Genomic DNA, 26,304 nt, shown 5'->3' on the forward strand with positions numbered 1-26,304 from the left:
AAATTGTTAAAGAGCAGTGCCGCTTCGCTTTTCGCAGCGGCGCGGGGTGTGCATATTACGCTTTCCCGCTGTGAAGTCAACTGATTATTTTCAGAATTCTTCACCTGACAGGCCGGTGTGTTTGCCGTTGTGCCGTGTCAGTGGAGGCGCATTATAGGGAGTTAATTCCTGCTGACAACCCCTAATTTCAAAAAACTTTTCAACCGTGTTTTTTTTCAACAAAGTGCGGTTAAAAGCGGCATAAATAGCGGGTATCGCTGTTTTTACCACCACTTATAGATATCGAATGGCATACTACCGAGTGAAATAAAGAAGAAGGAAGTGAGAAATGCCTTTAAACGCACAGCAACTTGCCGCGCAGAAAAACATCTCCTGGGTCATAGCCGAGAAACTGGCGCAGCAGATCCTGCGAGGAGAGTACGCGCCGGGAGCCATTTTGCCCGGCGAGATGGAGCTCGGTGAGACGTTTGGCGTAAGCCGTACCGCAGTGAGAGAGGCAATAAAGACATTAACCGCGAAGGGCATGGTCTTACCCCGCCCGCGCATCGGCACGCGCGTGATGCCGAAGGGGAACTGGAACTTCCTTGATACGGAGCTTCTCTCATGGTGGATGAGCGAAGACAATTTCCAGGAAGTGATCCAACACTTTCTCGTTATGCGCGCCAGCCTCGAGCCGCAGGCTTGTCTTCTCGCTGCTGTACTGGCAAGCGCCGAGCAAAAGGCATATCTGAATACATTAATGGAAGAGATGGTGTGTCTGAAGAAGGCATTTAACCGGGAACGCTGGATAGAGGTGGACATGGCGTGGCATGAACATATCTACACCATGAGCGGTAATCCTTTCCTTATGTCTTTCGCCACACTTTTCCACTCGGTTTACCATACTTACTTCACCTCTATTACTGAAAACGAAGTGATTAAGCTGGATCTTCACCAGGCTATCGTCGATGCGATTCAGGAAAGCGACGGGGATAGTGCGTTTCAGGCGTGCCAGAGATTGTTGAATTCGCCTAATTAAAGGAATGAGTATGACAAAGAAGAAAGGGCGCAGTATGGCCGGGCTGCCGTGGATAGCCGCGATGGCCTTTTTTATGCAGGCGCTAGACGCCACCATCCTTAACACCGCCCTCCCCGCTATTGCGCAAAGTCTTAACCGTTCGCCGCTGGCGATGCAGTCCGCCATCATTAGCTACACCCTGACCGTCGCGATGCTGATCCCCGTCAGCGGCTGGCTGGCCGACCGCTTCGGCACGCGGCGTATCTTTATGTTAGCCGTCAGCCTCTTCACCCTCGGCTCGCTGGCCTGCGCCCTCTCCAACTCCCTGGGCATGCTGGTTGTCTTCCGCGTGATTCAAGGGATTGGCGGGGCGATGATGATGCCAGTCGCGCGCCTCGCCCTGCTGCGCGCCTATCCGCGCAGTGAATTACTGCCGGTGCTCAACTTTGTCACCATGCCGGGGCTGGTCGGGCCGATTCTTGGTCCGGTAATGGGCGGCGTGCTGGTTACCTGGGCAACCTGGCACTGGATCTTCCTGATTAATATTCCCATTGGTGTCGCCGGGTTGCTCTACGCGCGTAAATATATGCCGAACTTCACCACGCCGCGCCGCAGCTTTGATATGTGGGGCTTCCTGTTATTCGGCTTAAGCCTGGTGCTCTTCTCCAGCGGGATGGAGCTGTTCGGCGAGAAAGTGGTAGAAACCTGGCTTGCCCTTAGCATCATCTTCAGCGGCATCGCCCTGCTGCTGCTCTATATTCGCCATGCCCGCCGCCACCCGACGCCGCTCATCTCGCTCAACCTGTTTAAGACCCGCACCTTCTCCGTCGGCATCGCCGGGAATATCGCTTCGCGCCTCGGTACCGGCTGCGTTCCTTTCTTAATGCCGTTGATGTTGCAGGTTGGCTTTGGCTATCCGGCGCTAATTGCTGGCTGCATGATGGCACCGACCGCGCTGGGCTCCATTCTGGCGAAATCGACCGTCACGCAGATCCTGCGCTGGTTTGGCTATCGCAAAACGCTGGTTGGCGTCACGCTCTTTATTGGCGTGATGATTGCGCAGTTCGCCCTGCAAACCCAGGCGATGGCGATCTGGATGCTGGTGCTGCCGCTGTTCATATTAGGCATGGCGATGTCGACGCAATTTACCGCCATGAACACCATCTCTCTTGCCGACTTAACGGATGAAAACGCCAGTAGTGGCAATAGCGTGCTGGCGGTAACGCAGCAGCTGTCGATAAGCCTGGGTGTAGCCGTGAGCGCAGCGGTGCTGCGTTTTTATGAAGGGGTTGATGGAACCAACACCGTTGAGCAGTTCCACTACACCTTTATTACGATGGGCGCAGTAACGGTGGTCTCCGCTTTAACCTTTATGCTGCTGAAGGCGAAAGATGGCCGCAACCTGATCAAGGAGCGCCACAAAAAATCAGGCTGAGCCGCGCTCCATCAAGACCGGTGTCAGTTGCAGACGCTGTTGTTGCAGGCTCGGGTCGGCAATACGGTGGATCAGCACATCAATCGCCAGCTCACCCAGTTCATCCTTTGGCTGATGGATGGTGGTGAGCGGCGGCGTCATGTAGCGCGCCAGCTCGATATCGTCGTAACCGACAATCGCCATATCCTGCGGGATCGACAGCCCCGCCTGGTAGAGCGCCTGATAAGCGCCCACCGCCATCGCATCATTGCCGATAAACACCGCCTGCGGGCGCTCATCCATCGCCAGCAGACGCTGCATCGCCGTCAGGCCACCGCCGAACTCAAAATCACTTTCGATCTCGTCGCCTTCGCGAATCGTTAGCCCGGCGCGGGCCATCGCCTCGCGGTACCCCTCCAGTCGCAGCCGGGAGGGCGTTTTATCCAGCGGGCCGGTAATACAGGCGATACGCGTCATCCCTTTATGAATGAGATACTCCGTCGCCATCATGCCGCCCAGCAGCGAGTTATCCTGAATCAGATCGCTGTCGCCATCGAACGGCGCCCAGTCCATCATCACGGTAGGAATCGAGGGGTAACGGCTCATGATGACTTGCGAAGGTTGATGCGTTTCGGTGCAGAGCAGAAGCAGCCCGTCGACGCGCTTTTGCATCAGCGTTTCCAGATTGCGGTTCATCCGCTGCTCGTCGCCTTCGGTATTGCATAACACCAGGCTGTAGCCACGCTCGAAGCAGCTGCGCTCCACCCCGCGCACCAGCTCAGAGTAAAAAGGGTTGGTACTGGCGGTGATCAGCATCCCAATCGTGCGCGTCTGTTTAAGCTTCAGGCTGCGCGCCACCGCGGAAGGCGCATAGTTCAGCGACGTGATCGCGGCGTCCACCTTCTCGCGAATCGCCTCACTGACAAAGCGATCGTTATTAATAACGTGGGAGACGGTAGAGGTAGAAACGCCCGCCAGGCGGGCAACATCTTTCATGGTGGCCACGCGTCACCCCTGCTGAGCGAGAAAATCATCAATCTCATTACGCCACGGAACAGAAGGCTGCGCCCCTTTGCGTGTCACGGCAATAGCCGCCGCAGCATGGGCGAAACGGATCGCTTCATCCAGCGGCTTCTCTTCCAGCAGCGCAGTCATCAGCGCGCCGTTAAAGGTGTCGCCCGCGGCGATAGTATCAATGGCTTTCACCTTGAAACCCAGTACGCGCTTGCCTTCACCGTTTACGCTGGCCCACACACCGCGGCTGCCGAGAGTAATGATGACCGTACGGATGCCTTTATCATGCAGCACCCGCGCGGCACGCGCCGCATCTTCATCACTGGAAACCGCGATGCCGGTGAGTTTTTCTGCTTCGGTTTCGTTAGGGGTAATGATATCCACCAGCGCCAGCAGCTCATCGGAGAGTTGCCGGGCGGGCGCGGGGTTAAGCGCGACCGTAGTCTGGTTCTGCTGAGCAATACGGGCTGCCGCCAGCACACTCTCAACCGGTGATTCCAGTTGCATTAACAGTGCCGACGCCTCTGCAATTAACGTCTGCTGCTCAGCCACGCGTTCGGTGGAGAGCGCGGCATTAGCGCCGGCATGAATACCGATGACATTCTCCCCTTCGCCGTTAACGAAAATCAGCGCCACGCCGGTCGACTCACCCGCAACCACGCTGACGGGTGCCACATCAATGTTGTCGCTGGCGAGCTGCTTACGCACCCGCGCGCCGGTATCGTCATCGCCGGTGCAGGCGATAAACGCGATATCCGCGCCGCTGCGTCCGGCTGCGACGGCCTGATTGGCCCCTTTGCCGCCGAACGCAACTTGATAGTGGTTGCCGGTTACGGTTTCGCCGGGTGTCGGGAAAGATTCAAGGTTAAGAATGTGATCGGCATTGATACTGCCAAGAACGACGAGTTTGCCTGCGGTTTTCATGATGAGCGTGTCCATAAAGTGCGCCACCGCGAACGGTGGCGCGTGCCATGCTTTTCTTTTATTACCTTGTCCCTCAGGCTGACAGAACGTACATCGAGCCTGAACGTTCTGTTACTGCTTGATGACCAGCTTCAGGTCAACCGGATTTTTAGCGTAAACTTTTTCGCCTTTCAACACTTTGTCTGCGGTATCAACGCCTTTCGCGCCAATCTGCTCAGGCAGCTGGGCAACGGTAGCAGCCAGTTTGCCGTCGTTAACCGCTTTTTCACCATCCGGCGTACCGTCAAAACCGACCACCATCACGTCGCTTTTGCCCGCGGTCTGCAGCGCGCGCAGCGCACCAAGCGCCATCTCATCGTTCTGGGCGAATACCGCCTGCACATCCGGATGCGCGGTCAGCAGGTTCTGCATCACGTTCAGGCCTTTAGTGCGGTCGAAGTCTGCCGGCTGGCTGGCGAGGACTTTGAATTTGTGCGCAGCAACAGCCTGCTGGAAACCTTCACCACGCTCGCGCGCGGCGGAGGTCCCGGCAATGCCCTGCAACTCGATCACTTTCGCGCCTTCACCCGCTTTCTTGGCGATGTAATCACCGGCAATTTTACCCCCGAGCACGTTATCAGAGGCGATATGGCTTACCACTTCACCGCTGCTGGCAACGCGGTCGAGGGTAATGACCGGGATTTTGGCCTGGTTAGCCATTTTGATGGCGTTACCGACCGCATCGGAATCGGTCGGGTTGATCAGCAGAAGCTTGGTGCCGCGAACGGTTAAATCCTGGACGTTGGCCAGCTCTTTCGCCGGGTTGTTCTGCGAGTCCAGCACCACCAGGTCATAACCCAGTTTGTCGGCCTCTTTCTGCGCGCCATCCTTCAGCGAGACGAAGAAGGGGTTATTCAGTGTCGAGATCACCAGAGCGATAGAGTCTTTCGCCATCGCGTTCGCACTTACCGTGGCGCTCAGGGCAACAGCAGAAACCAGAGTGGCCAGTTTTTTCATGTTCATGTTCATGAGTCCTGTTGTGTAGGGAATTACTGCTTTTTGTTGTCTACCAGCACCGCCAGCAGAATCACCACTGCTTTAACGATCATCTGGTAATAGGAAGAAACGCTCAACAAATTCAGGCCATTATTGAGGAAGCCAAGAATCAATGCGCCGATCAATGTCCCAACAATACGACCTTTCCCGCCGGCAAGGCTGGTACCGCCCAGCACTACCGCGGCAATCGCATCCAGTTCATAACCCGCGCCCGCGGTCGGCTGCGCTGAGGAGAGACGCGCAACTTCAATAATGCCCGCCAGCGAGGCCAGCAGGCCGCTCAGGGAGTAGACGATGATTTTGACTTTATCGACGCTGATACCGGAGAGACGCGTCGCCGCTTCGTTACCACCCAGCGCATAGATGTAGCGCCCCAAACGGGTGTGATGTAACAGATACCAGGCGGCAATAAAGACCACAGCCATGATCCACACCGGGGTCGGCACGCCGAGCGGGCGACCGATACCGAACCAGCCAAAAATATCGGCGTTAGCGGTAAAGCCGGTATTGGCGGGGCTGCCGTTGGTGTAAACCAGCGTCACGCCGCGCAGCAGCAGCATCATCACCAGTGTGGCAATAAACGCCTGCACGCGGCCTTTGGCGACGATGGTGCCGGTAACAGCACCCACCGCCGCGCCCAGCGCCAGCGCACCGGCGACCGCCACCAGCGCATTCACCTCCATACCCACCAGCGAAGCGGCGACCGCACCAGTGAGCGCCAGCAGAGAACCGACGGACAGATCGATTCCCGAGGTCAGGATCACCAGCGTCATGCCCACCGCCATAATGGCGTTCACAGAGGTCTGCTGGAGAATATTCAACAGGTTATTGACGGTAAAAAAGTTGGGACTCATGGTCGAAACGATGGCGATCAACACCAGCAGGGCGATCAGCGATTTTTGTTCCATCAGCCACGCTTTGCTGAAATAGCGGCGACCAGAAACGGCCTGGGTAGTCATCTCTCTTACTCCTGATTCACACGATTAAGCTTGCCCACTGCGGCAGCCATCAACACTTCCTGAGTGGCCTGCTCGCGCGTGAATTCCCCGCCGAGATGCCCTTCATGCATCACCATGATGCGATCGCTCATGCCCAACACTTCCGGCATTTCCGACGAAACAAGAATGATGCTCAGGCCATCGGCCTTGAACTGGTTAATAAGTTGGTAAATCTCTTTCTTCGCCCCGACGTCCACGCCGCGCGTAGGCTCATCGAGGATCAGCACTTTCGGGCGAGTCATCAGACCGCGCGCAATCGCCACTTTTTGTTGATTACCGCCGGAGAGCAGACCGATCGGCTGCTCCATTGATGGCGTTTTAACATTGAAGAGACGAATAAAATCACTTACCGCCTGCTGCTCTTCTTTATGCTTAAGGTTGCCGCCCGTGCGGCTGAAGTAGCGCAGCGCGGTCAACGACATGTTCTCTTTTACCGACATGCCGAGCACCAGCCCGTCGCGCTTGCGGTCTTCGGAGATATAGACAATGCCGTTCGCCAGCCCATCCTGCGGCGTTTTAGTGATCACTTCATGGCCGTCGAGGGTGACATATCCGCTGGTGCGCGGCAGTGCGCCATACAGCACTTTCATCAGCTCCGTACGCCCGGCGCCCATCAGCCCGGCCACGCCGAGGATCTCGCCTTTGCGCAGCGTAAAGCTGACATTATCAACCCCCGGCCCGCAGAGATTATCGACCGACAAACGCACCTCGCCCGGCGCTTTGTCCAGACGCGGGTATTGATCTTCCAGCTTGCGGCCTACCATCATCTCAATCAGCGTATCTTCCGTTAGCGTTGCCACTTCGCGCTCGGCAATAAACTGCCCGTCGCGAAACACGGTAACGTCATCGCAGATCTCGAAGATCTCTTTCATACGGTGAGAGATATAGACGATGCCGCGCCCCTGCGCTTTCAGTTCGCGGATCACGCGAAACAGCGACTCGGTTTCGGTATCGGTCAGCGCATCGGTCGGCTCATCCATAATGATGACCTGCGACTCATAGCTCATCACTTTGGCGATTTCGACCATCTGCTGATCGCCGATGGAGAGCTCACCTACCGTGCGATCGCTTTTAAAGCGCAGATTGAGTTTGGCCAGCAGCGTGTTGGCTTCGGCGAACATCTTTTTCCAGTCGATTTTGCCGAAGCGGTTAACAAACTCGCGGCCAAGAAAGATGTTCTCAGCAATGGTGAGCTGCGGAATCAGGTTCAGCTCCTGGTGAATAATGCCGATGCCCGCTTCCTGAGAGGATTTTGGCCCGCTGAAGGTGGTCTCTTTACCCAGCCAGAGCAGCGAACCGGCGTCGCGGCTGTAGATGCCGGTCAGCACTTTCATCATTGTCGATTTTCCGGCGCCATTTTCGCCGACCAGCGCCATCACGCGGCCGGAATAGACGTTCAGCGCCGCGCCAGAGAGCGCTTTAACGCCGGGAAAGGATTTATCAATGCCTTTAAGTTGCAGTAATGCGTCCATGATCGCCTCAGAAGGTGACGCCGGCACAGAGAATGATATTCGCAAACGGGGAACACTCCCCGCTGCGAATAACCGCCTGACTACCTGCGGTCTCTTTTTTGAATTGTTCGTGCGTAACATACCGCACTTCGATGGTATTCCCCTGATGTTGCTGCAGCTGCTCAAGGTGAGTGAGCAACGTTTCGTGGAGCTGCGGATTCAACTGCTTGATCTCCGACGCGATGATTGCGGCCTCAACCTGCATTTCCGCGGTCACCACTTCCAGCACCTGCATAAAGGAAGGCACGCCCTGGGTTAACGCCATATCAATGCGTTGCGCACTGCGCGGCACCGGCAACCCGGCATCACACACCACCAGCGTATCGGTATGACCAAGACGAGAGATGACAGACGAAATATCAGCGTTCAGAACACAACCTTTTTTCATATTTTTGCTCCATGAGCGAAACGTTTCGCTGACGGCAGTGTAGTACGAAGAATGTTCTGAAAACTATCGCGTGATTGAAGAAGTGTGATCGAAATCGAAACGTTTCGCTCAACAGAGTGGCGAAAAAAGCAGCGCGACTCTCTTAAGGTAAATTTATAGCAAATGAGAGCAAAAACCCCTCTTAGGGAGGGGTTTGAGAGGTGTCAGATTTCGACCTGTGTACCGAGTTCGATAACCCGGTTAGGTGGGATCTCAAACTGGTCCGGCGCGCGCAGGGCGTTGCGCTGCAATACCAGGTAGAGCTTGCCGCGCAGACGCAGATACCACGGACGTTTGCCGAGGATCAGCGACTCGTGGGACATAAAGAAGGAGGTCTCCATCATCCGGCAACTCAGCCCTTCCAGCCCGCAGCGGTGGAACACCTCTTCGACATTCGGCGTTTCACGCCAGCCGTAGCTTGCCACTACGCGCCAGAAAGTAGGTGAAAGCTGCTCAATCTGCACACGGCGAACGTTATGCACATAAGGCGCGTCTTCAGTACGCAGCGTCAGCAGGATCACACGCTCATGCAGCACCTTGTTGTGCTTCAGGTTATGCATCATCGCAAAGGGAATGACGTTCAGCGCGCGGGACATATAGACCGCTGTTCCCGGCACGCGAACCGGCGGCGATTTCTCCAGTGAAGCGATCATCGCTTCCAGCGAGTTACCGTGCTCATGCATGCGGCGCAGCAGGCGGAAACGCTCGCTCTTCCAGGTGGTCATCACCAGGAACATCACCAGACCGAGGCTCAATGGCAGCCAGCCGCCGGAGACAATTTTATCGAGGTTCGCCGAGAAGAGCGGCACATCGATGCAGAGGAAGAAGAGCAGCAGCATGCCGACCAGAATCTTATTCCAGTGCCAGTTTTTGCGCGCCACGGTGGTGAAGAGCATGGTGGTCAGCACCATGGTGCCGGTAACGGCGATGCCGTATGCCGCCGCCAGATTGCTGGAGTGTTCGAAGCTGACGATCACCAGCACGACCGCGAAGTAGAGCAGCCAATTGATAAACGGGATATAGATCTGCCCGGACTCCATCTCCGAGGTGTGAATAATCCGCATCGGCGCCAGATAACCAAGGCGTACCGCCTGGCGCGTCAGGGAGAAGACACCGGAAATGACCGCCTGCGAGGCAATCACCGTCGCCAGCGTGGCGATAATCAGCATCGGGATCAGCGCCCATTCAGGGGCTAACAGGAAGAAGGGGTTTTTAATCGCTTCGGGGGTTTTCAGCAGCAGCGCGCCCTGGCCAAAGTAGTTCAGCACCAGCGATGGCAGCACCACGCTAAACCACGCCACGCGGATCGGCAGCTTACCGAAGTGGCCCATATCCGCGTAGAGCGCTTCCACGCCGGTAATAGAGAGCACTACCGCACCGAGGGCAACAAACGAAATGGCTTTGTACTGCAAGAAGAAGTTAACCGCCCACATCGGGTTAAGCGCCTGCAGCACTTCCGGGTTGGCAATAATGCTGCGCACGCCGAGCACCGCCAGAATCAAAAACCACGCCAGCATAATCGGCGCGAAGAGTTTGCCCACCAGCCCGGTGCCATGTTTTTGAATCGCAAACAGCAGCGTCAGCACCACGATGGAAAGGGGCACAATCCACGTGTCGAGGGAGGGGGCGACAATCTCAAGGCCTTCGATGGCCGACATCACCGAGATGGCGGGCGTAATTACCACTTCGCCATAGAAGAAGCTGCCGCCGATCAGGCCCATAATCACCAGCACCGACGTCATCCTGGCGGAGGTGTTACGTCCGGCCAGCGACATCAGCGTCAGGATCCCGCCTTCACCGGCGTTATCCGCCCGCATTACGAAGGTGAGGTACTTAATCGAGACGACAAAAACCAGTAGCCAGAAAATCAGCGACAGGAAGCCAAAGACGGCATCGCGCTCAACGCCGAAGCCGAACTGGCCAGATAAACATTCACGCAGTGTATAGAGTGGGCTGGTACCAATATCACCGTAGACAACCCCAATTGCCGCGAGAGTGACCGCGGGTAACGATTGTTTCTTATCAGTGCTCATAGACTAATCTTTTGATTGAATGCAATTATGTGTGCTTAGTCCCTTGGCCCACAAAAAGCGCACAGTATGCACGATTATCGACGGAATCGTACCCCTAAATGCAACCACATTAATCTGGCTCAATGAAAACAAAGCCGTTCTTCAGTCTATTACAGGCACTTTCAGGAACGTTTATAATCGCTCTGACAAGCCGGAAACCACGGCGAAAGGACGCAGATTCATTATGGCTCACTTACATCTATTAGCAGAAAGAATTTCCCGCCTCAGCAGCGCGCTGGAGAAAGGCCTGTTTGAGCGCAGCCATGCGATCAGGCTCTGTTTGCTGGCCGCCCTGAGCGGCGAAAGCGTATTCTTGCTGGGTCCACCGGGTATCGCCAAAAGCCTGATTGCCCGCCGCCTGAAATTCGCCTTTAAAAATGCCCGCGCTTTTGAATATTTAATGACCCGTTTCTCCACGCCGGAAGAGGTTTTCGGCCCACTTTCCATTCAGGCGCTGAAAGATGAAGGGCGCTATGAGCGTCTCACAAGCGGCTATTTACCGGAAGCGGAAATCGTCTTTCTGGATGAAATCTGGAAAGCTGGCCCGGCGATCCTTAACACCCTGCTGACCGCCATTAACGAACGCCGTTTCCGTAACGGTGCCAGCGAAGATCACATTCCGATGCGCTTGCTGGTGGCGGCCTCTAACGAACTACCGGAAGCGGACAGCAGCCTCGAAGCGCTCTATGACCGCATGCTGATTCGTCTCTGGCTCGACAAAGTGCAGGAGAAGAGCAACTTCCGCTCAATGCTTATCAGCCAGCAGAGTGAGAGTGAAAACCCGGTACCGGCAGAGCTGCAAATCACCGACGAAGAGTACGTTCGCTGGCAGCATGACATTTCACAGGTGGCGCTGCCGGAACCGGTGTTTGAGCTGATTTACACCCTGCGCCAGCAGCTCGATACCCTGCCGAACGCGCCGTATGTTTCCGACCGGCGCTGGAAAAAAGCGATTCGCCTGTTGCAGGCCAGTGCCCTGTTCAGCGGCCGCGACGCGGTGGCGCCCATCGACCTGATCCTGCTGAAAGATTGCCTGTGGCACGACGCGGAAAGCCTGCGCCTGCTGCAACAGCAGCTTGATGTTTTGATGACCGGGCACGCCTGGCAGCAGCAGGCGATGGTGACGCAGCTGAGTGCGATAGCCCAGCGACACCTGCAACTTCAGCAGCAGCAAAGCGATAAAACCGCGCTTAGAGTGGAGCGCCAGGGCGGCATGTTCAGTCGTCGCCCCCATTATGAACTTCCTGCGGATCTGACCGAGCCGGTGCTGACGCTTCTGCTACAGCAACCGCTGAAGCTGCACGATCTCAACGTTATCCACATTACCCTTGAGCGCAGCGCGCTGGAGCAGTGGCTGACGAAAGGGGGTGAGATCCGCGGCAAACTTAACGGCATTGGCTTTGCCCAGCCGCTTAATATGGAAGTGGATGCCAGCCAGCACCTGCTGGTGCGCGATGTCAGTTTGCAGAGTTCGCGCCTGGCGCTGCCGGGCACAGCGTCAGAGAACGTGCCGGATGAGATCAGGCAGCAGCTGGAGGCGCTGGACACCACCTGGCACCAGCAGCACACCCGCTTTAGCGAACAGCAGAAGTGTCTGTTTATCTCCAGCGACTGGTTGGGTCGCATTGAAGCCAGCCTGCAGGATGTCAGAGCGCAGATCCAACAGGCGCGTCAATGATCCCACTTGATACGCTCAATGTGATGCTGACCATCAGCGAAGAGGCGTTGATAGAGGATCTTATTATCCTCTTACTCGCTTCGCCGCAGCTGGCGATCTTTTTTGAAAAGTTTCCCAAGCTCAAGCATGCCATTACGGAAGATCTGCCGCGCTGGCGCGAAGCGCTAAAAAAGCATCTTAAAGAGGCGGAAGTACCCAAAACCCTGGCGGAAGAGGTGCTCGCCTTTCAGCAGAGCCAGCTGCTCTCCACCTCGCAGTTTACCGTTCAGCTGCCACAAACACTGGCCCTGCTCGATAAAGTTCAATCCCCGTTCGCGGCGCAGGCTCGCCAGATGGTTACTGATAACCCGGCCTTCACCCCGGCCCTGCATACCTTGTTTCTTCAGCGCTGGCGTCTGAGCCTGGTGGTGCAAACTACCGCCTTTAACCAGCAACTGCTGGAGGAGGAGCGCGAACAACTGCTGAGTGAAGTGCAGGCACGCATGACCCTCAGCGGCCAGCTTGAACCGGTGTTGATTGAAAATGAGAACGCGGCCGGCAGGTTATGGGATATGAGCGCCGGGCAGCTTAAACGCGGTGATTACCAGCTGATCGTCAAATATGGTGATTTCCTCAAAGAGCAGCCCGAACTCCAGCAACTGGCAGAGCAGCTGGGCCGTTCGCGGGAGGCGCGTTCGGTGCCGCGCAAAGATGCTCCGATGGAGACCTTCCGCAGCCTGGTGCGCGAGCCGTCAACGGTGCCGGAGCAAGTCGATGGCCTGCATCAAAGTGACGATATTCTGCGTCTGCTGCCGCCTGAGCTGGCGACCCTCGGCATTACCGAGCTGGAGTATGAGTTTTACCGGCGGCTGGTGGAGAAACAACTGCTGACCTACCGGCTTCACGGCGATGCCTGGCACGAAAAGATCACTGAACGTCCGGTGATTCATCAGGATTTCGATGAGCAGCCGCGCGGGCCATTTATCGTCTGCGTCGACACCTCGGGTTCCATGGGCGGATTCAACGAACAGTGCGCGAAAGCCTTCTGCCTGGCGTTGATGCGCGTGGCGCTGGCGGACAAACGGCGCTGCTTTATTATGCTCTTCTCCAGCGAAGTGGTGCGTTATGAACTGACCTGCGATAGCGGGCTGGAGCAGGCGATCCGCTTTCTGAGCCAGCGCTTTCGCGGCGGCACCGATCTGGCGAGCTGCTTTCGTGCGGTGATTGAGCGGATGCAGGGCGGCGAATGGTATGACGCCGACGCGGTGATGATCTCTGATTTTATCGCCCAGCGGCTGCCGGACGAGGTGATCGGTAAGGTAAAGGAGCTGCAACAGCTGCATCAACACCGCTTTCACGCGGTGGCGATGTCAGCCCACGGTAAACCCGGCATCATGCGCATCTTTGACCATATCTGGCGCTTTGATACCGGGATGCGCAGCCGCTTGCTGCGCCGTTGGCGGCGTTAAAGCAGGCCGGCAACTTCGTCGCGCACGGCGGCGGGCCATACGCCGCACTGCACCTGGCCGATGTGCGAGAGTTGTAACAGCAGCATGGTGAGGCGCGACTGACCAATGCCGCCGCCGATGGTTTGCGGCATCTCACCACGCAGCAGCGCCTGGTGCCAGTCAAGTTGCAGCCTCTCTTCATCGCCGGTCAGTTTCAGCTGGCGCTTCAGCGCTTCGGCGTCAACGCGGATCCCCATCGATGAAAGCTCCAGCGCATCCTCCAGCACCGGGTTCCACACCAGGATATCGCCGTTGAGGCCGCTGAAACCGGCTTCGGCTGGCGTGCTCCAGTCATCATAATCCGGCGCGCGAACATCGTGACGCTTGCCGTCGCTAAGCTTGCCGCCAATCCCCATCAGAAAGACGGCGCCCAGCTCTTTGGCGATCGCTTTTTCGCGCCCTTTCGCATCTAAGTGCGGGAAGCGGCTGAGCAGCGTTTCGCTGTGCACGAAGTGGATCTGCTCTGGCAGGAACGGTGCCAGACCAAACGCTTCGCTAACCGCGGCTTCAGTCGCTTTGATCCCGGACCAGATCGCCTCAACGGTCGATTTCAGGGTCGCCAGCTGGCGCTGACCGTCACCCAGTACGCGCTCCCAGTCCCACTGATCCACATACACGGAGTGAATGGGAGAGAGGCGATCTTCATCGGGTCGCAGGGCTTTCATATGGGTATAAAGCCCTTCGCCCGCGCTGAAATCGTGTTGCCCCAGCGTCTGACGTTTCCACTTTGCCAGCGAGTGCACCACCTCAAAGCGGGCATCCGGCAGCGTCTTCACATTGACCTGTACCGCTTTCTCGCAACCCGACAGGTTATCCTGCGTGCCATCCCCTACCCGGCTGAGGATCGGTGCCTGTACTTCAATCAGGCCCAGTTTCTCTTCCAGCTGGCGAGAGAAGAAGGATTTCACGAAGGCGATCTGGCGTTGTTTTGCGATGTAGGCGGTTTTCATTTTTTAACTCCTGTCTGCGTAGGCTTGCAATTAAGCAACAGAAACAGGCATCAGTTCAATAATCCACAATTAAAAAGGCCAACAGGCTTTTGAATCGCTAAAATAACCGGCTAAAATAGAATGAATCATTAATCTACATAAGAAAAACGTATGGAAAATTATCAGATCGACAATCTGGATCGCGGCATCCTCGAAGCCTTAATGGCCAATGCCCGTACGGCGTATGCCGAGCTGGCGAAGCAGTTCGGCGTAAGCCCAGGCACCATTCATGTGCGGGTAGAGAAGATGAAGCAGGCGGGTATTATCACCGGCGCGCGCATCGACGTCAGCCCGAAGCAACTCGGTTACGACGTTTGCTGCTTTATCGGCATCATTTTGAAGAGCGCCAAAGATTACCCCTCAGCGCTGGCCAAGCTGGAGAGTCTGGAAGAGGTGACCGAAGCCTACTACACCACCGGGCATTACAGCATCTTTATTAAAGTGATGTGCCGCTCGATCGACGCACTGCAACAGGTACTTATCAACAAGATCCAGACCATTGATGAAATCCAGTCCACCGAGACATTGATCTCGTTGCAAAACCCCATCATGCGCACGATCCGCCCGTAACCGGGCGTTTTCATCCACGATCAATACCCGCATTGTCCACAGGTAGATCCCAGCTCATTCACAGCGTACAATACGCCCCACTTTGTCGTCGCAGGGCGACTAAAACGGAGCGGATTCATGGCAGACATTACTCTTATTAGCGGCAGCACCCTTGGCGGTGCGGAATACGTGGCAGAACATCTGGCTGAAAAGCTGGAGGAAGCCGGGTTCAATACCTTTACGTTCCATGGGCCGTTATTAGAGGATTTGCCGCAGCAGGGGCTCTGGCTGGTGGTCACTTCCACCCACGGCGCGGGCGATATCCCGGATAACCTGCTGCCAATGTATGAAGAGCTTGATGAACTGAACCCGGATCTGTCGCAGATTCGCTTTGGCGCGATCGGTATCGGCAGCCGTGAATATGACACCTTTTGTCAGGCGATCGAAAAAATGGAAGCCGGACTGAAGAAAAACGGTGCCAAACAGATCGGTGAAACGCTGAAGATCAACATCCTCGATCACGATATTCCGGAGGATCCGGCCGAAGAGTGGCTGGGATCCTGGATTAAATTGCTCAATATTGTGTAAAGATCGTGCGATCAGCAGTGGATAACTAGGCTTAAAAGCGCTTATTAACCGGTAGTTATCCAATGAATAACTCTGCTCACCGATCCGCCCTGTGTATAACTAGCCCTTTTGATCCCAGCTTATACGTTGCAGGATCACCGATCATTCACAGTTAATGATCCTTCCTAATGAACTGATCTTAAAGCGATGATCCGGCTTATCCACAAGACATCGCGATCCTAATAAGAGATCACAATAGAACAGATCTCTCTATATAAAGATCTTCTTTTTAATAGCCGGGATCCGGAGTCTTTCTCACTGGACTAAAGTTGAGTAGAATCCACGGCCCGGCCACAAATTCACTTTCTAACCGCTCAGGCGAGGCATACCACCATGTTTTATCCGGATCCTTTTGACGTCATCATCATTGGCGGGGGTCATGCAGGCACTGAGGCCGCCATGGCTGCAGCGCGTATGGGTCAGCAGACTCTGCTTTTGACACACAATATCGACACCCTGGGGCAGATGAGCTGCAACCCGGCGATCGGCGGTATTGGGAAAGGACACCTGGTTAAAGAAGTGGATGCACTGGGCGGGCTGATGGCGAAAGCGATCGATCATGCCGGGATCCAGTTTAGGATACTAAACGCAAGCAAAGGCCCTGCCGTTCGGGCTACCCGTGCTCAGGCGGATCGCGTGCTCTATCGCCAGGCGGTACGCACTGCGCTGGAGAACCAGCCGAACCTGATGATCTTCCAGCAGGCGGTTGAGGATCTGATCGTCGAAAACGATCAAGTGGTTGGTGCCGTTACCCAGATGGGGCTGAAGTTCCGCGCAAAAGCGGTAGTACTGACCGTCGGCACCTTCCTGGATGGCAAGATCCATATCGGGCTGGATAACTACAGCGGTGGCCGTGCAGGCGATCCGCCGTCGATCCCGCTCTCCCGCCGTCTGCGTGAACTGCCGCTGCGCGTCAGCCGTCTGAAAACCGGTACGCCGCCGCGAATTGATGCGCGTACCATCGATTTCAGCGTGCTGGCACAGCAGCACGGCGACGATCCGATGCCGGTCTTCTCGTTTATGGGCAATGCCGCTCAGCATCCGCGCCAGGTACCGTGCTACATCACGCACACCAACGAAAAGACCCATGAGGTGATCCGCAATAACCTCGATCGCAGCCCGATGTATGCTGGCGTGATCGAAGGGATCGGCCCGCGCTACTGCCCGTCGATCGAAGATAAAGTGATGCGCTTTGCCGATCGCAACCAGCATCAGATCTTCCTTGAGCCGGAAGGGCTTACCTCTAACGAAATTTACCCGAACGGCATCTCTACCAGCCTGCCGTTCGATGTGCAGATGCAGATCGTCCGCTCAATGCAGGGGATGGAAAACGCGAAGATTGTTCGTCCGGGCTACGCCATTGAGTATGACTTCTTTGACCCGCGCGATCTGAAACCGACGCTTGAGAGCAAATATATCAGCGGCCTCTTCTTCGCTGGCCAGATCAACGGCACTACCGGGTACGAAGAAGCTGCCGCGCAGGGGCTGCTGGCAGGTCTGAACGCCGGGCGCTACTCGGCGGATAAAGAGGGCTGGGCACCGCGTCGCGATCAGGCTTACCTGGGCGTACTGGTGGACGATCTCTGCACGCTGGGCACCAAAGAGCCCTACCGCATGTTTACCTCCCGCGCGGAGTATCGCCTGATGCTGCGTGAAGATAACGCCGATCTGCGTCTGACCGAAGCGGGTCGCGAGCTCGGTCTGGTGGATGACGAGCGTTGGGCGCGCTTCAACGAGAAACTGGAAAGCATTGAGCGCGAGCGTCAGCGCCTGAAATCCCAGTGGGTATCACCGGCTTCTGAACATGCGCCGATCGTTAACGCACAGCTGACCGCACCGTTGTCCCGCGAAGCCAGCGGCGAAGATCTGCTGCGTCGCCCGGAGATGACCTACGAGCAGCTGGTGCAGCTGACGCCGTTCGCACCGGGCTTAGAAGATAAGCAGGCTGCGGAACAGGTTGAAATCCAGGTGAAGTACGAAGGCTATATCGGCCGTCAGCAGGATGAGATCGAAAAGCAGCAGCGCAATGAGAATACGATCCTGCCGGCGACCCTTGATTACCGCCAGGTAAACGGCCTGTCGAATGAGGTGATCGCGAAGCTTAACGATCACAAACCCTCTTCCATCGGTCAGGCCTCGCGGATCTCAGGTATTACGCCAGCGGCAATCTCCATTCTGCTGGTGTGGCTGAAGAAGCAAGGGATGCTGCGCCGCAGCGCATAACCGTATCACTCAGGCCCGCACGGCGGGCCTGATAACGCTAAAAGGCGGATAAGCATCGCGCTATTCGCCATGTCGTCTCTCAACAGGTATTCGTTGTGCTCAATAAACTCTCTCGTTTGCTGGCCGAAGCCGGCATTTCGCTGTCCGATCAGCAACAACAGCAGCTGGTGGCGTATGTTGAAATGCTGCACAAGTGGAACAAAGCCTACAACCTCACCTCGGTTCGCGACCCGAACGAGATGCTGGTGCGCCATATCCTCGACAGCATCGTCGTCGCGCCGCATCTGCAGGGAACGCGTTTTATCGATGTCGGCACCGGCCCTGGCCTGCCTGGTATCCCGCTCTCCATCGTGCGTCCGGAATCCCACTTCACGCTGCTCGACAGCCTCGGCAAGCGCGTTCGCTTCCTGCGCCAGGTGCAGCATGAGCTGAAGCTGACCAATATCGAGCCGGTGCAGAGCCGCGTCGAGGACTTCCCTGCTGAGCCGCCTTTTGACGGTGTAATTAGCCGCGCTTTTGCCTCACTGAACGATATGGTGAGCTGGTGCCACCACCTTCCGGGCGATGCGGGTCGTTTTTATGCCCTGAAAGGACAGCTGCCGGAAGATGAGATTGCGCTGCTACCTGCGGGCTTAGCCGTGGAGTCGATTGTCGAATTAAAGGTTCCGCACCTCGAAGGCGAGCGCCATCTGGTTATCGTTAAAGCAAACAAAGTTTAATTTTTATCAAAAAATGTTGCATTGATGCTGTTGCGTGAATGTTAAAAAAGGCGACAAAAAAGAGTGATACTTCCGGTTACATTTAACTTAAATTTAACCAGGATTTATCTGACATTTAACGTCGCTTTTTTTCATTCAGCATCAAAATAATCAACAATGAAAATATCAGCCCGCTAAAAATCGGCAGCCAAAACTAGGGCGGCTTGTAAAATAATTATTAAAAATGTCAAACAAAGGTTTTTGTTGTAGAGGCGAGTGTTTTAAAAAGAGTTGTGATAAATCGTCTTTATTTTCATAAAGATGAAAAGCATTAAAATCTGCGGGCTTTTAAAACGATGGCGGCATATATGTTTAATTTGTGACCTGGTGCACGCTTTATCGCCGGGTTTTTCGCGTTATTTGCACTTTTGCTCGAAGGTTCATCGTTTGTGCAAAAGTTTAAAAATAGACCTCGGGAAAAATATTTAAACATTTATTCACCTTTTCGCTACTTATTGTTTGAAATCACGAGGCCGCACCGTATAATTTGACCGTTTTTTGATGCTTGACTCCGGGCCGTAAAGAACGTTTTATACGACACGCGACATACCTCAAAGGGAGCAGGAGTTAAGAAAGAATATGTCTGTGTCGCTCTTTAGCCGAAACGTTGCTCGCAGGCTTCTGCTTATTCAGTTTCTGGCAGTAATGGCAAGTGGATTGCTGTTTAGCCTCAAAGACCCCTTCTGGGGCATTTCCGCCGTGAGCGGAGGTATGGCAGTCTTATTGCCGAATATGTTGTTTATGATTTTTGCCTGGCGTCATCAGGCGAATACACCTTCTAAAGGCCGTGTGGCCTGGACCTTCGCCCTCGGTGAGGCGCTCAAGGTGTTACTGACATTCGTGTTACTGGTGGTGGCGCTGGCAGTTTTGAAGGCGGTGTTTTTGCCGCTGATAGTCACGTGGGTTTCGGTGCTAGTGGTTCAGATACTGGCACCTGCTGTAATTAACAACAAAGGGTAAGAGGCATCATGTCTGCAGGAGAAATTTCAACACCGCAGGAGTACATCGGTCACCATCTGAATAACCTTCAGATTGACTTGCGTACCTTCTCGCTGGTGGATCCGCATAACCCCCCGGCCACGTTCTGGACGCTCAATATCGACTCCATGTTTTTCTCGGTGGTCCTGGGTCTGTTGTTCCTGGTGATGTTCCGTAGCGTAGCGAAGAAAGCGACCAGCGGCGTACCAGGGAAATTCCAGACGGCGATCGAGCTGGTGATTGGTTTTGTTAATGGTAGCGTCAAAGACATGTACCACGGCAAAAGCAAGCTTATCGCGCCACTGGCCCTGACGATTTTCGTCTGGGTATTCCTGATGAACCTGATGGATTTGCTGCCTATCGACCTGCTGCCGTATATCGGTGAGCATGTGTTCGGTCTGCCTGCGCTGCGTGTGGTGCCGTCTGCTGACGTTAACATCACGCTCTCGATGGCACTGGGCGTGTTTATCCTGATTCTGTTCTACAGCATCAAAATGAAGGGTATTGGCGGTTTCGCTAAAGAGCTGACTCTCCAGCCGTTCAACCATCCGGTATTTATTCCGGTAAACCTTATCCTTGAGGGCGTGAGCCTGCTGTCCAAACCGGTTTCTCTCGGTCTGCGACTGTTCGGCAACATGTACGCGGGTGAGTTGATTTTCATTCTGATCGCGGGTCTTCTGCCGTGGTGGTCACAGTGGATTCTGAATGTGCCATGGGCCATTTTCCACATCCTGATCATTACGCTGCAAGCCTTTATCTTCATGGTTCTGACGATCGTCTATCTGTCGATGGCGTCTGAAGAGCACTGATTTTTAACAACACTACTACGTTTTAACTGAAACAAACTGGAGACTGTCATGGAAAACCTGAATATGGATCTGCTGTACTTGGCTGCCGCTGTGATGATGGGTCTGGCGGCGATCGGTGCTGCGATCGGTATCGGCATCCTCGGGGGTAAATTCCTGGAAGGCGCTGCGCGTCAGCCGGATCTGATTCCTCTGCTGCGTACTCAGTTCTTTATCGTTATGGGTCTGGTGGATGCAATCCCGATGATCGCTGTGGGTCTGGGTCTGTACGTGATGTTTGCTGTCGCGTAGTAAGGGTTGCTTTTCAAGCAATTGTTTAGAACGTTAACCAGATAAGAGGCATTGTGCTGTGAATCTAAACGCAACAATCCTCGGCCAGGCCATCGCGTTTGTCCTGTTCGTTCTGTTCTGCATGAAGTATGTATGGCCGCCGTTGATTGCTGCCATCGAAAAACGTCAGAAAGAGATTGCTGACGGTCTCGCTTCCGCAGAACGGGCCAAAAAGGACCTGGATCTTGCACAGGCCAATGCGACCGACCAGCTGAAAAAAGCGAAAGCTGAAGCTCAGGTTATCATTGAACAGGCGAACAAACGCCGTGCTCAGATCCTGGACGAAGCGAAAGCTGAAGCCGAGCAGGAACGTAACAAAATCGTGGCGCAGGCGCAGGCGGAAATTGACGCCGAACGTAAACGCGCTCGCGAAGAGCTGCGTAAACAAGTGGCTCTGCTGGCTGTTGCTGGCGCCGAGAAGATCATCGAGCGTTCCGTGGATGAAGCTGCTAACAGCGACATCGTGAATAAACTGGTCGCTGAACTGTAAGGAGGAGGGGCTGATGTCTGAATTTGTAACGGTAGCTCGCCCCTACGCCAAAGCAGCTTTTGACTTTGCCGTCGAAACCCAAAGCGTTGACCGCTGGCAGGATATGCTGGCGTTCGCCGCCGAGGTGACGAAAAACGAACAAATGGCCGAGCTGCTCTCTGGTGCGATTGCACCGGAAACGCTCGCCGACTCGTTTATCGCCGTATGTGGTGAGCAACTGGACGAAAAAGGCCAAAACCTGATTCGTGTGATGGCCGAAAATGGTCGTCTTAAGGTGCTCCCTGATGTTCTTGAGCAGTTCATTCAATTGCGCGCGGCCAGCGAGGCTATCGCCGAAGTCGAAGTGACTTCCGCCTCCGCACTGAGTGAAGAACAGCTTGCGAAAATCAGCACAGCGATGGAAAAACGTCTGTCACGTAAAGTGAAGCTGAATTGCAATATCGATAAGTCTGTAATGGCAGGCGTAATCATCCGAGCGGGTGATATGGTCATTGATGGCAGCGTACGCGGCCGTCTTGAGCGCCTTGCAGACGTCTTGCAGTCTTAAGGGGACTGGAGCATGCAACTGAATTCCACCGAAATCAGCGAACTGATCAAGCAGCGCATTGCTCAGTTCAGTGTTGTGAGTGAAGCTCACAACGAAGGTACTATTGTTTCTGTAAGCGACGGTGTTATCCGCATCCACGGCCTGGCCGACTGTATGCAGGGCGAGATGATTTCTTTGCCGGGTAACCGTTACGCTATCGCACTGAACCTGGAGCGTGACTCCGTAGGTGCAGTTGTGATGGGTCCGTACGCTGACCTCGCCGAAGGCATGAAGGTCAAATGTACTGGCCGTATTCTTGAAGTTCCGGTTGGCCGTGGCCTGCTGGGTCGTGTGGTGAACACCCTGGGTGCGCCAATCGACGGTAAAGGTCCGGTTGATAACGATGGCTTCTCGCCAATCGAAGTTATCGCACCGGGCGTTATCGATCGTCAGTCCGTCGACCAGCCGGTTCAGACCGGTTACAAATCCGTCGACGCCATGATCCCAATCGGTCGTGGCCAGCGTGAGCTGATCATCGGCGACCGTCAGACCGGTAAAACGGCGATGGCTATCGACGCCATCATCAACCAGCGCGACTCCGGCATCAAATGTGTGTACGTGGCCATCGGCCAGAAAGCGTCCACCATTGCTAACGTGGTTCGTAAACTGGAAGAGCACGGCGCACTGTCCAACACCATCGTTGTTGTGGCAACTGCCTCTGAATCCGCTGCACTGCAATACCTGGCGCCGTATGCCGGTTGCGCTATGGGCGAATACTTCCGTGACCGCGGTGAAGATGCGCTGATCGTATACGATGACCTGTCTAAACAGGCCGTTGCTTACCGTCAGGTTTCCCTGCTGCTCCGTCGTCCGCCAGGACGTGAAGCGTTCCCGGGCGACGTATTTTACCTCCACTCCCGTCTGCTGGAGCGCGCATCCCGCGTAAACGCGGAATACGTAGAGAACTTCACCAAAGGTGAAGTGAAAGGTAAAACCGGCTCCCTGACTGCCCTGCCGATTATCGAAACGCAGGCAGGTGACGTTTCCGCGTTCGTTCCGACCAACGTAATCTCCATTACCGATGGTCAGATCTTCCTGGAAACCAACCTGTTTAACTCCGGTATTCGTCCGGCGGTTAACCCGGGTATCTCCGTATCCCGTGTGGGTGGTGCAGCGCAGACCAAGATCATCAAGAAACTGTCCGGTGGTATTCGTACCGCGCTGGCACAGTATCGTGAGCTGGCGGCGTTCTCTCAGTTCGCATCCGATCTGGACGAAGCAACCCGTAAACAGCTGAGCCACGGTCAGAAAGTGACCGAGCTGCTGAAACAGAAACAGTATGCCCCTATGTCTGTTGCACAACAGGGCCTGGTGCTGTTCGCGGCTGAACGCGGTTACCTCGAAGATGTGGAACTGGCGAAAATCGGTAGCTTCGAAGCCGCTCTGCTGGCGTACGTTGACCGTGAACACGCTCCGCTGATGCAAGAGATCAACCAGTCCGGTGGCTATAACGACGAAATCGAAGGCAAGCTGAAAGGCATCCTCGATTCCTTCAAAGCAACCCAGTCCTGGTAACGTCTGGCGGCCTGTCTTAGGGCAGGCCGTAAGGCATTGAGGAGAAGCTCATGGCCGGCGCAAAAGAGATACGTAGTAAGATCGCAAGCGTCCAGAACACGCAAAAGATCACTAAAGCGATGGAGATGGTCGCCGCTTCCAAAATGCGTAAATCGCAGGATCGCATGGCGTCCAGCCGTCCTTATGCAGATACCATGCGCAAAGTGATTGGTCACCTTGCGAACGGTAATCTGGAATATAAGCACCCCTACCTGGAAGAGCGCGACGTAAAACGCGTGGGCTACCTGGTAGTGTCGACCGACCGTGGTCTGTGCGGTGGCTTGAACATTAACCTGTTCAAAAAAGTGCTGGCGGATATGAAAGCATGGTCCGATAAAGGCGTTCAGAGCGAACTCGCGATGATCGGCTCTAAAGGCGTCTCTTTCTTCAATTCCGTTGGTGCCAACGTGGTAGCTCAGGTGACCGGTATGGGTGATAACCCGTCCCTGTCTGAACTGATCGGCCCGGTGAAAGTCATGCTGCAGGCTTACGACGAAGGTCGTCTGGATAAGCTTTATATTGTTAGCAATAAATTTATCAACACCATGTCTCAGGTTCCGACCATCACTCAGCTGCTGCCGTTACCGGCTGCAGAAGATGAAGAGTTGAAGCATAAATCCTGGGATTACCTGTATGAACCCGATCCAAAAGCGCTGCTGGATACGCTCCTGCGCCGTTATGTTGAATCTCAGGTTTATCAGGGTGTTGTTGAAAACCTGGCCAGCGAGCAGGCCGCACGTATGGTGGCGATGAAAGCCGCGACCGACAATGGCGGCAGCCTGATTAAAGAGCTGCAGTTGGTATACAACAAAGCTCGTCAGGCCAGCATTACTCAGGAACTCACCGAGATCGTCGGTGGTGCATCCGCGGTATAACCAGGTTAATTCGTAGAGGATTCATGATGGCTACTGGAAAAATTGTCCAGGTAATCGGCGCCGTGGTTGACGTCGAATTCCCTCAGGATGCCGTACCGCGCGTGTACGATGCTCTTGAGGTTCAGAATGGTAACGAGACGCTGGTGCTGGAAGTTCAGCAGCAGCTCGGCGGCGGTATCGTACGTACCATCGCCATGGGTTCTTCCGACGGTCTGCGTCGTGGTCTGCAAGTAACAGACCTCCAGCACCCGATCGAAGTCCCGGTAGGTAAAGCAACACTGGGTCGTATCATGAACGTGCTCGGTCAGCCGATCGACATGAAAGGCGACATCGGTGAAGAAGATCGTTGGGCTATCCACCGTTCTGCGCCGTCCTATGAAGAGCTCTCCAGCTCTCAGGAACTGCTGGAAACCGGCATCAAAGTAATCGACCTGATGTGTCCGTTCGCCAAGGGCGGTAAAGTCGGTCTGTTCGGTGGTGCGGGTGTAGGTAAAACCGTAAACATGATGGAGCTGATTCGTAACATCGCGATCGAGCACTCCGGTTACTCTGTGTTTGCGGGCGTGGGTGAACGTACTCGTGAGGGTAACGACTTCTACCACGAAATGACCGACTCCAACGTACTGGACAAAGTATCCCTGGTGTACGGCCAGATGAACGAGCCGCCGGGAAACCGTCTGCGCGTTGCACTGACCGGCCTGACCATGGCTGAGAAGTTCCGTGACGAAGGTCGTGACGTTCTGCTGTTCGTTGACAACATCTACCGTTATACCCTCGCCGGTACTGAAGTATCCGCACTGCTGGGCCGTATGCCTTCAGCGGTAGGTTACCAGCCGACGCTGGCGGAAGAGATGGGTGTTCTGCAGGAACGTATCACCTCTACCAAAACCGGTTCTATCACCTCCGTTCAGGCGGTATACGTACCGGCGGATGACTTGACTGACCCGTCTCCGGCAACCACCTTTGCGCACCTTGACGCAACCGTGGTACTGAGCCGTCAGATCGCTTCTCTGGGTATCTACCCGGCCGTTGACCCGCTGGATTCCACCAGCCGTCAGTTGGATCCGCTGGTAGTTGGCCAGGAGCACTACGACACCGCGCGTGGCGTACAGTCTCTGCTGCAGCGTTATCAGGAACTGAAAGACATCATCGCCATCCTCGGTATGGATGAGCTGTCTGAAGAAGACAAACTGGTGGTTGCTCGCGCTCGTAAGATCCAGCGCTTCCTCTCCCAGCCGTTCTTCGTTGCGGAAGTATTCACCGGTTCTCCGGGTAAATACGTCTCCCTGAAAGACACCATCCGTGGCTTTAAAGGCATCATGGAAGGCGAATACGATCACCTGCCGGAGCAGGCGTTCTACATGGTCGGTTCCATCGACGAAGCCGTGGAAAAAGCCAAAAAACTTTAACGCCTTAATCGGAGGGTGATATGGCAATGACTTACCACCTGGATGTCGTCAGCGCAGAGCAACAGATGTTCTCTGGTCTGGTCGAGAAAATCCAGGTAACGGGCAGTGAAGGTGAACTGGGTGTTTTCCCGGGTCACGCACCGCTGCTCACCGCCATTAAGCCTGGTATGATCCGCATCGTTAAACAGTTCGGTCATGAAGAGTTTATCTACCTGTCCGGCGGCATTCTCGAAGTGCAGCCTGGCAGCGTGACCGTTCTGGCTGATACAGCAATTCGTGGCCAGGATCTCGACGAAGCGCGAGCTCTGGAAGCGAAGCGTAAAGCAGAAGAGCACATTAAAGGCTCTCACGGTGACGTGGATTACGCTCAGGCGTCTGCAGAGCTGGCGAAAGCTATCGCGAAACTGCGTGTTATCGAGTTGACGAAGAAAGCGATGTAACACCGGCTTGAACGTTAAAAAGCCAGTCTGGTCTCCAGGCTGGCTTTTTTTATGGCTGCGTTTCAGGAAAAATGAAACTAAAAAGGTGTTTTAATATTTTGTGATAAATGTCACAAAAATGTTGATCGATTTA

General features: G+C 55.0%; 25 protein-coding genes. 17 read left to right on the forward strand and 8 right to left on the reverse strand.

The window, feature by feature from the left end:
• Positions 1–328: 328 nt before the first annotated feature.
• Positions 329–1,018: a FadR/GntR family transcriptional regulator gene (locus SOM48_RS16465; RefSeq protein ID WP_128483948.1), complete on the forward strand. Its 690-nt coding sequence runs from the start codon at positions 329–331 to the stop codon at positions 1,016–1,018.
• Between the two features lie 10 nt (positions 1,019–1,028).
• The gene (gene mdtD, locus SOM48_RS16470) at positions 1,029–2,432 is read left to right on the forward strand and encodes a multidrug transporter subunit MdtD (protein WP_320512333.1); all 1,404 of its coding nucleotides are present in this window, start codon (positions 1,029–1,031) and stop codon (positions 2,430–2,432) included.
• Here the strand turns inward: mdtD and rbsR are convergent.
• The 7 genes from rbsR to kup all read right to left on the reverse strand — a co-directional run bounded on the left by rbsR (position 2,424) and on the right by kup (position 10,353).
• Positions 2,424–3,407 carry a ribose operon transcriptional repressor RbsR gene (gene rbsR, locus SOM48_RS16475; RefSeq protein WP_319552005.1) on the reverse strand — a complete coding sequence of 328 codons (984 nt, stop codon included), beginning with the start codon at positions 3,405–3,407 and terminating at the stop codon, positions 2,424–2,426. The two genes, mdtD and rbsR, sit on opposite strands and share 9 nt — an antisense overlap.
• Positions 3,408–3,419: 12 nt before the next feature.
• A complete protein-coding gene (gene rbsK, locus SOM48_RS16480; protein WP_320512646.1) occupies positions 3,420–4,349 on the reverse strand; it encodes a ribokinase in 930 nt (309 codons plus the stop codon).
• Between the two features lie 111 nt (positions 4,350–4,460).
• Complete coding sequence (rbsB, locus tag SOM48_RS16485; protein WP_076769274.1) at positions 4,461–5,351, reverse strand: ribose ABC transporter substrate-binding protein RbsB; 891 nt, start codon at positions 5,349–5,351, stop codon at positions 4,461–4,463.
• 26 nt (positions 5,352–5,377) lie between these two features.
• Positions 5,378–6,343, reverse strand: a complete 966-nt coding sequence (gene rbsC / locus SOM48_RS16490) for a ribose ABC transporter permease (RefSeq protein WP_042711909.1) — start codon at positions 6,341–6,343, stop codon at positions 5,378–5,380.
• Positions 6,344–6,348: 5 nt separating this feature from the next.
• The gene (gene rbsA, locus SOM48_RS16495; RefSeq protein ID WP_128483949.1) at positions 6,349–7,854 is read right to left on the reverse strand and encodes a ribose ABC transporter ATP-binding protein RbsA; all 1,506 of its coding nucleotides are present in this window, start codon (positions 7,852–7,854) and stop codon (positions 6,349–6,351) included.
• Positions 7,855–7,861: 7 nt separating this feature from the next.
• On the reverse strand, positions 7,862–8,281 hold the full coding sequence (rbsD, locus tag SOM48_RS16500; RefSeq protein ID WP_042711919.1) for a D-ribose pyranase: 420 nt from the start codon (positions 8,279–8,281) through the stop codon (positions 7,862–7,864).
• A 203-nt stretch (positions 8,282–8,484) separates the two neighbouring features.
• Entirely contained in the window at positions 8,485–10,353 is a 1,869-nt protein-coding gene (gene kup / locus SOM48_RS16505; RefSeq protein WP_076769276.1) for a low affinity potassium transporter Kup, read from the reverse strand.
• 223 nt (positions 10,354–10,576) lie between these two features.
• On the opposite strand from kup, the gene ravA reads away from it, so the two are divergent.
• The gene (gene ravA, locus SOM48_RS16510) at positions 10,577–12,070 is read left to right on the forward strand and encodes an ATPase RavA (RefSeq protein WP_124971052.1); all 1,494 of its coding nucleotides are present in this window, start codon (positions 10,577–10,579) and stop codon (positions 12,068–12,070) included.
• Positions 12,067–13,518, forward strand: coding sequence for an ATPase RavA stimulator ViaA (gene viaA, locus SOM48_RS16515; protein WP_320512334.1), 1,452 nt, complete (start codon positions 12,067–12,069; stop codon positions 13,516–13,518). The genes ravA and viaA overlap by 4 nt, the downstream gene beginning before the upstream one ends.
• On the opposite strand, the gene asnA is transcribed toward viaA, so the two are convergent.
• Positions 13,515–14,507 (reverse strand): aspartate--ammonia ligase, encoded by a 993-nt coding sequence (gene asnA / locus SOM48_RS16520; protein WP_054803522.1) that lies wholly within the window; start codon positions 14,505–14,507, stop codon positions 13,515–13,517. The two genes, viaA and asnA, sit on opposite strands and share 4 nt — an antisense overlap.
• A gap of 150 nt (positions 14,508–14,657) precedes the next feature.
• Here asnA and asnC point away from each other — a divergent pair, with 150 nt between their 5' ends.
• From asnC to SOM48_RS16585, 13 genes are all read left to right on the forward strand, one after another.
• Complete coding sequence (gene asnC / locus SOM48_RS16525; protein ID WP_039054911.1) at positions 14,658–15,116, forward strand: transcriptional regulator AsnC; 459 nt, start codon at positions 14,658–14,660, stop codon at positions 15,114–15,116.
• A gap of 117 nt (positions 15,117–15,233) precedes the next feature.
• The gene (gene mioC, locus SOM48_RS16530; protein ID WP_076769278.1) at positions 15,234–15,683 is read left to right on the forward strand and encodes an FMN-binding protein MioC; all 450 of its coding nucleotides are present in this window, start codon (positions 15,234–15,236) and stop codon (positions 15,681–15,683) included.
• Between the two features lie 372 nt (positions 15,684–16,055).
• On the forward strand, positions 16,056–17,945 hold the full coding sequence (mnmG, locus tag SOM48_RS16535) for a tRNA uridine-5-carboxymethylaminomethyl(34) synthesis enzyme MnmG (protein WP_320512335.1): 1,890 nt from the start codon (positions 16,056–16,058) through the stop codon (positions 17,943–17,945).
• A gap of 95 nt (positions 17,946–18,040) precedes the next feature.
• Entirely contained in the window at positions 18,041–18,664 is a 624-nt protein-coding gene (gene rsmG, locus SOM48_RS16540) for a 16S rRNA (guanine(527)-N(7))-methyltransferase RsmG (protein WP_042717098.1), read from the forward strand.
• Between the two features lie 618 nt (positions 18,665–19,282).
• Entirely contained in the window at positions 19,283–19,663 is a 381-nt protein-coding gene (atpI, locus tag SOM48_RS16545; RefSeq protein ID WP_054803523.1) for a F0F1 ATP synthase subunit I, read from the forward strand.
• A gap of 8 nt (positions 19,664–19,671) precedes the next feature.
• Positions 19,672–20,490 (forward strand): F0F1 ATP synthase subunit A, encoded by an 819-nt coding sequence (atpB, locus tag SOM48_RS16550; RefSeq protein WP_076769280.1) that lies wholly within the window; start codon positions 19,672–19,674, stop codon positions 20,488–20,490.
• Between the two features lie 48 nt (positions 20,491–20,538).
• Positions 20,539–20,778 carry a F0F1 ATP synthase subunit C gene (gene atpE, locus SOM48_RS16555; protein WP_007369368.1) on the forward strand — a complete coding sequence of 80 codons (240 nt, stop codon included), beginning with the start codon at positions 20,539–20,541 and terminating at the stop codon, positions 20,776–20,778.
• 58 nt (positions 20,779–20,836) lie between these two features.
• Entirely contained in the window at positions 20,837–21,307 is a 471-nt protein-coding gene (gene atpF / locus SOM48_RS16560) for a F0F1 ATP synthase subunit B (RefSeq protein ID WP_042714832.1), read from the forward strand.
• A gap of 13 nt (positions 21,308–21,320) precedes the next feature.
• Entirely contained in the window at positions 21,321–21,854 is a 534-nt protein-coding gene (gene atpH / locus SOM48_RS16565; RefSeq protein ID WP_042714834.1) for a F0F1 ATP synthase subunit delta, read from the forward strand.
• A gap of 12 nt (positions 21,855–21,866) precedes the next feature.
• On the forward strand, positions 21,867–23,408 hold the full coding sequence (gene atpA, locus SOM48_RS16570) for a F0F1 ATP synthase subunit alpha (RefSeq protein ID WP_042714836.1): 1,542 nt from the start codon (positions 21,867–21,869) through the stop codon (positions 23,406–23,408).
• 50 nt (positions 23,409–23,458) lie between these two features.
• The gene (atpG, locus tag SOM48_RS16575) at positions 23,459–24,322 is read left to right on the forward strand and encodes a F0F1 ATP synthase subunit gamma (RefSeq protein WP_042714839.1); all 864 of its coding nucleotides are present in this window, start codon (positions 23,459–23,461) and stop codon (positions 24,320–24,322) included.
• Between the two features lie 26 nt (positions 24,323–24,348).
• Entirely contained in the window at positions 24,349–25,731 is a 1,383-nt protein-coding gene (gene atpD / locus SOM48_RS16580) for a F0F1 ATP synthase subunit beta (RefSeq protein ID WP_042714841.1), read from the forward strand.
• A gap of 20 nt (positions 25,732–25,751) precedes the next feature.
• The gene (locus SOM48_RS16585; protein WP_042714842.1) at positions 25,752–26,171 is read left to right on the forward strand and encodes a F0F1 ATP synthase subunit epsilon; all 420 of its coding nucleotides are present in this window, start codon (positions 25,752–25,754) and stop codon (positions 26,169–26,171) included.
• Positions 26,172–26,304: the final 133 nt, after the last annotated feature.

It is taken from the genome of Kosakonia sp. CFBP8986, assembly GCF_034044935.1.
GTDB classification, from domain to species: Bacteria; Pseudomonadota; Gammaproteobacteria; order Enterobacterales; family Enterobacteriaceae; genus Kosakonia; species Kosakonia cowanii.

Coding starts and splice junctions, on each gene's coding strand:
- mnmG (WP_320512335.1), top strand. CDS start 16,056: ATGTTTTATCCGGATCCTTTTGACGTCATCATCATTGGCGGGGGTCAT.
- rbsK (WP_320512646.1), bottom strand. CDS start 4,349: ATGAAAACCGCAGGCAAACTCGTCGTTCTTGGCAGTATCAATGCCGAT.
- viaA (WP_320512334.1), top strand. CDS start 12,067: ATGATCCCACTTGATACGCTCAATGTGATGCTGACCATCAGCGAAGAG.
- rbsA (WP_128483949.1), bottom strand. CDS start 7,854: ATGGACGCATTACTGCAACTTAAAGGCATTGATAAATCCTTTCCCGGC.
- rbsB (WP_076769274.1), bottom strand. CDS start 5,351: ATGAACATGAAAAAACTGGCCACTCTGGTTTCTGCTGTTGCCCTGAGC.
- atpH (WP_042714834.1), top strand. CDS start 21,321: ATGTCTGAATTTGTAACGGTAGCTCGCCCCTACGCCAAAGCAGCTTTT.
- asnC (WP_039054911.1), top strand. CDS start 14,658: ATGGAAAATTATCAGATCGACAATCTGGATCGCGGCATCCTCGAAGCC.
- mdtD (WP_320512333.1), top strand. CDS start 1,029: ATGACAAAGAAGAAAGGGCGCAGTATGGCCGGGCTGCCGTGGATAGCC.
- mioC (WP_076769278.1), top strand. CDS start 15,234: ATGGCAGACATTACTCTTATTAGCGGCAGCACCCTTGGCGGTGCGGAA.
- atpD (WP_042714841.1), top strand. CDS start 24,349: ATGGCTACTGGAAAAATTGTCCAGGTAATCGGCGCCGTGGTTGACGTC.
- SOM48_RS16585 (WP_042714842.1), top strand. CDS start 25,752: ATGGCAATGACTTACCACCTGGATGTCGTCAGCGCAGAGCAACAGATG.
- atpA (WP_042714836.1), top strand. CDS start 21,867: ATGCAACTGAATTCCACCGAAATCAGCGAACTGATCAAGCAGCGCATT.
- atpE (WP_007369368.1), top strand. CDS start 20,539: ATGGAAAACCTGAATATGGATCTGCTGTACTTGGCTGCCGCTGTGATG.
- SOM48_RS16465 (WP_128483948.1), top strand. CDS start 329: ATGCCTTTAAACGCACAGCAACTTGCCGCGCAGAAAAACATCTCCTGG.
- rbsC (WP_042711909.1), bottom strand. CDS start 6,343: ATGACTACCCAGGCCGTTTCTGGTCGCCGCTATTTCAGCAAAGCGTGG.
- atpB (WP_076769280.1), top strand. CDS start 19,672: ATGTCTGCAGGAGAAATTTCAACACCGCAGGAGTACATCGGTCACCAT.
- rbsD (WP_042711919.1), bottom strand. CDS start 8,281: ATGAAAAAAGGTTGTGTTCTGAACGCTGATATTTCGTCTGTCATCTCT.
- ravA (WP_124971052.1), top strand. CDS start 10,577: ATGGCTCACTTACATCTATTAGCAGAAAGAATTTCCCGCCTCAGCAGC.
- rbsR (WP_319552005.1), bottom strand. CDS start 3,407: ATGAAAGATGTTGCCCGCCTGGCGGGCGTTTCTACCTCTACCGTCTCC.
- kup (WP_076769276.1), bottom strand. CDS start 10,353: ATGAGCACTGATAAGAAACAATCGTTACCCGCGGTCACTCTCGCGGCA.
- asnA (WP_054803522.1), bottom strand. CDS start 14,507: ATGAAAACCGCCTACATCGCAAAACAACGCCAGATCGCCTTCGTGAAA.
- atpG (WP_042714839.1), top strand. CDS start 23,459: ATGGCCGGCGCAAAAGAGATACGTAGTAAGATCGCAAGCGTCCAGAAC.
- atpI (WP_054803523.1), top strand. CDS start 19,283: ATGTCTGTGTCGCTCTTTAGCCGAAACGTTGCTCGCAGGCTTCTGCTT.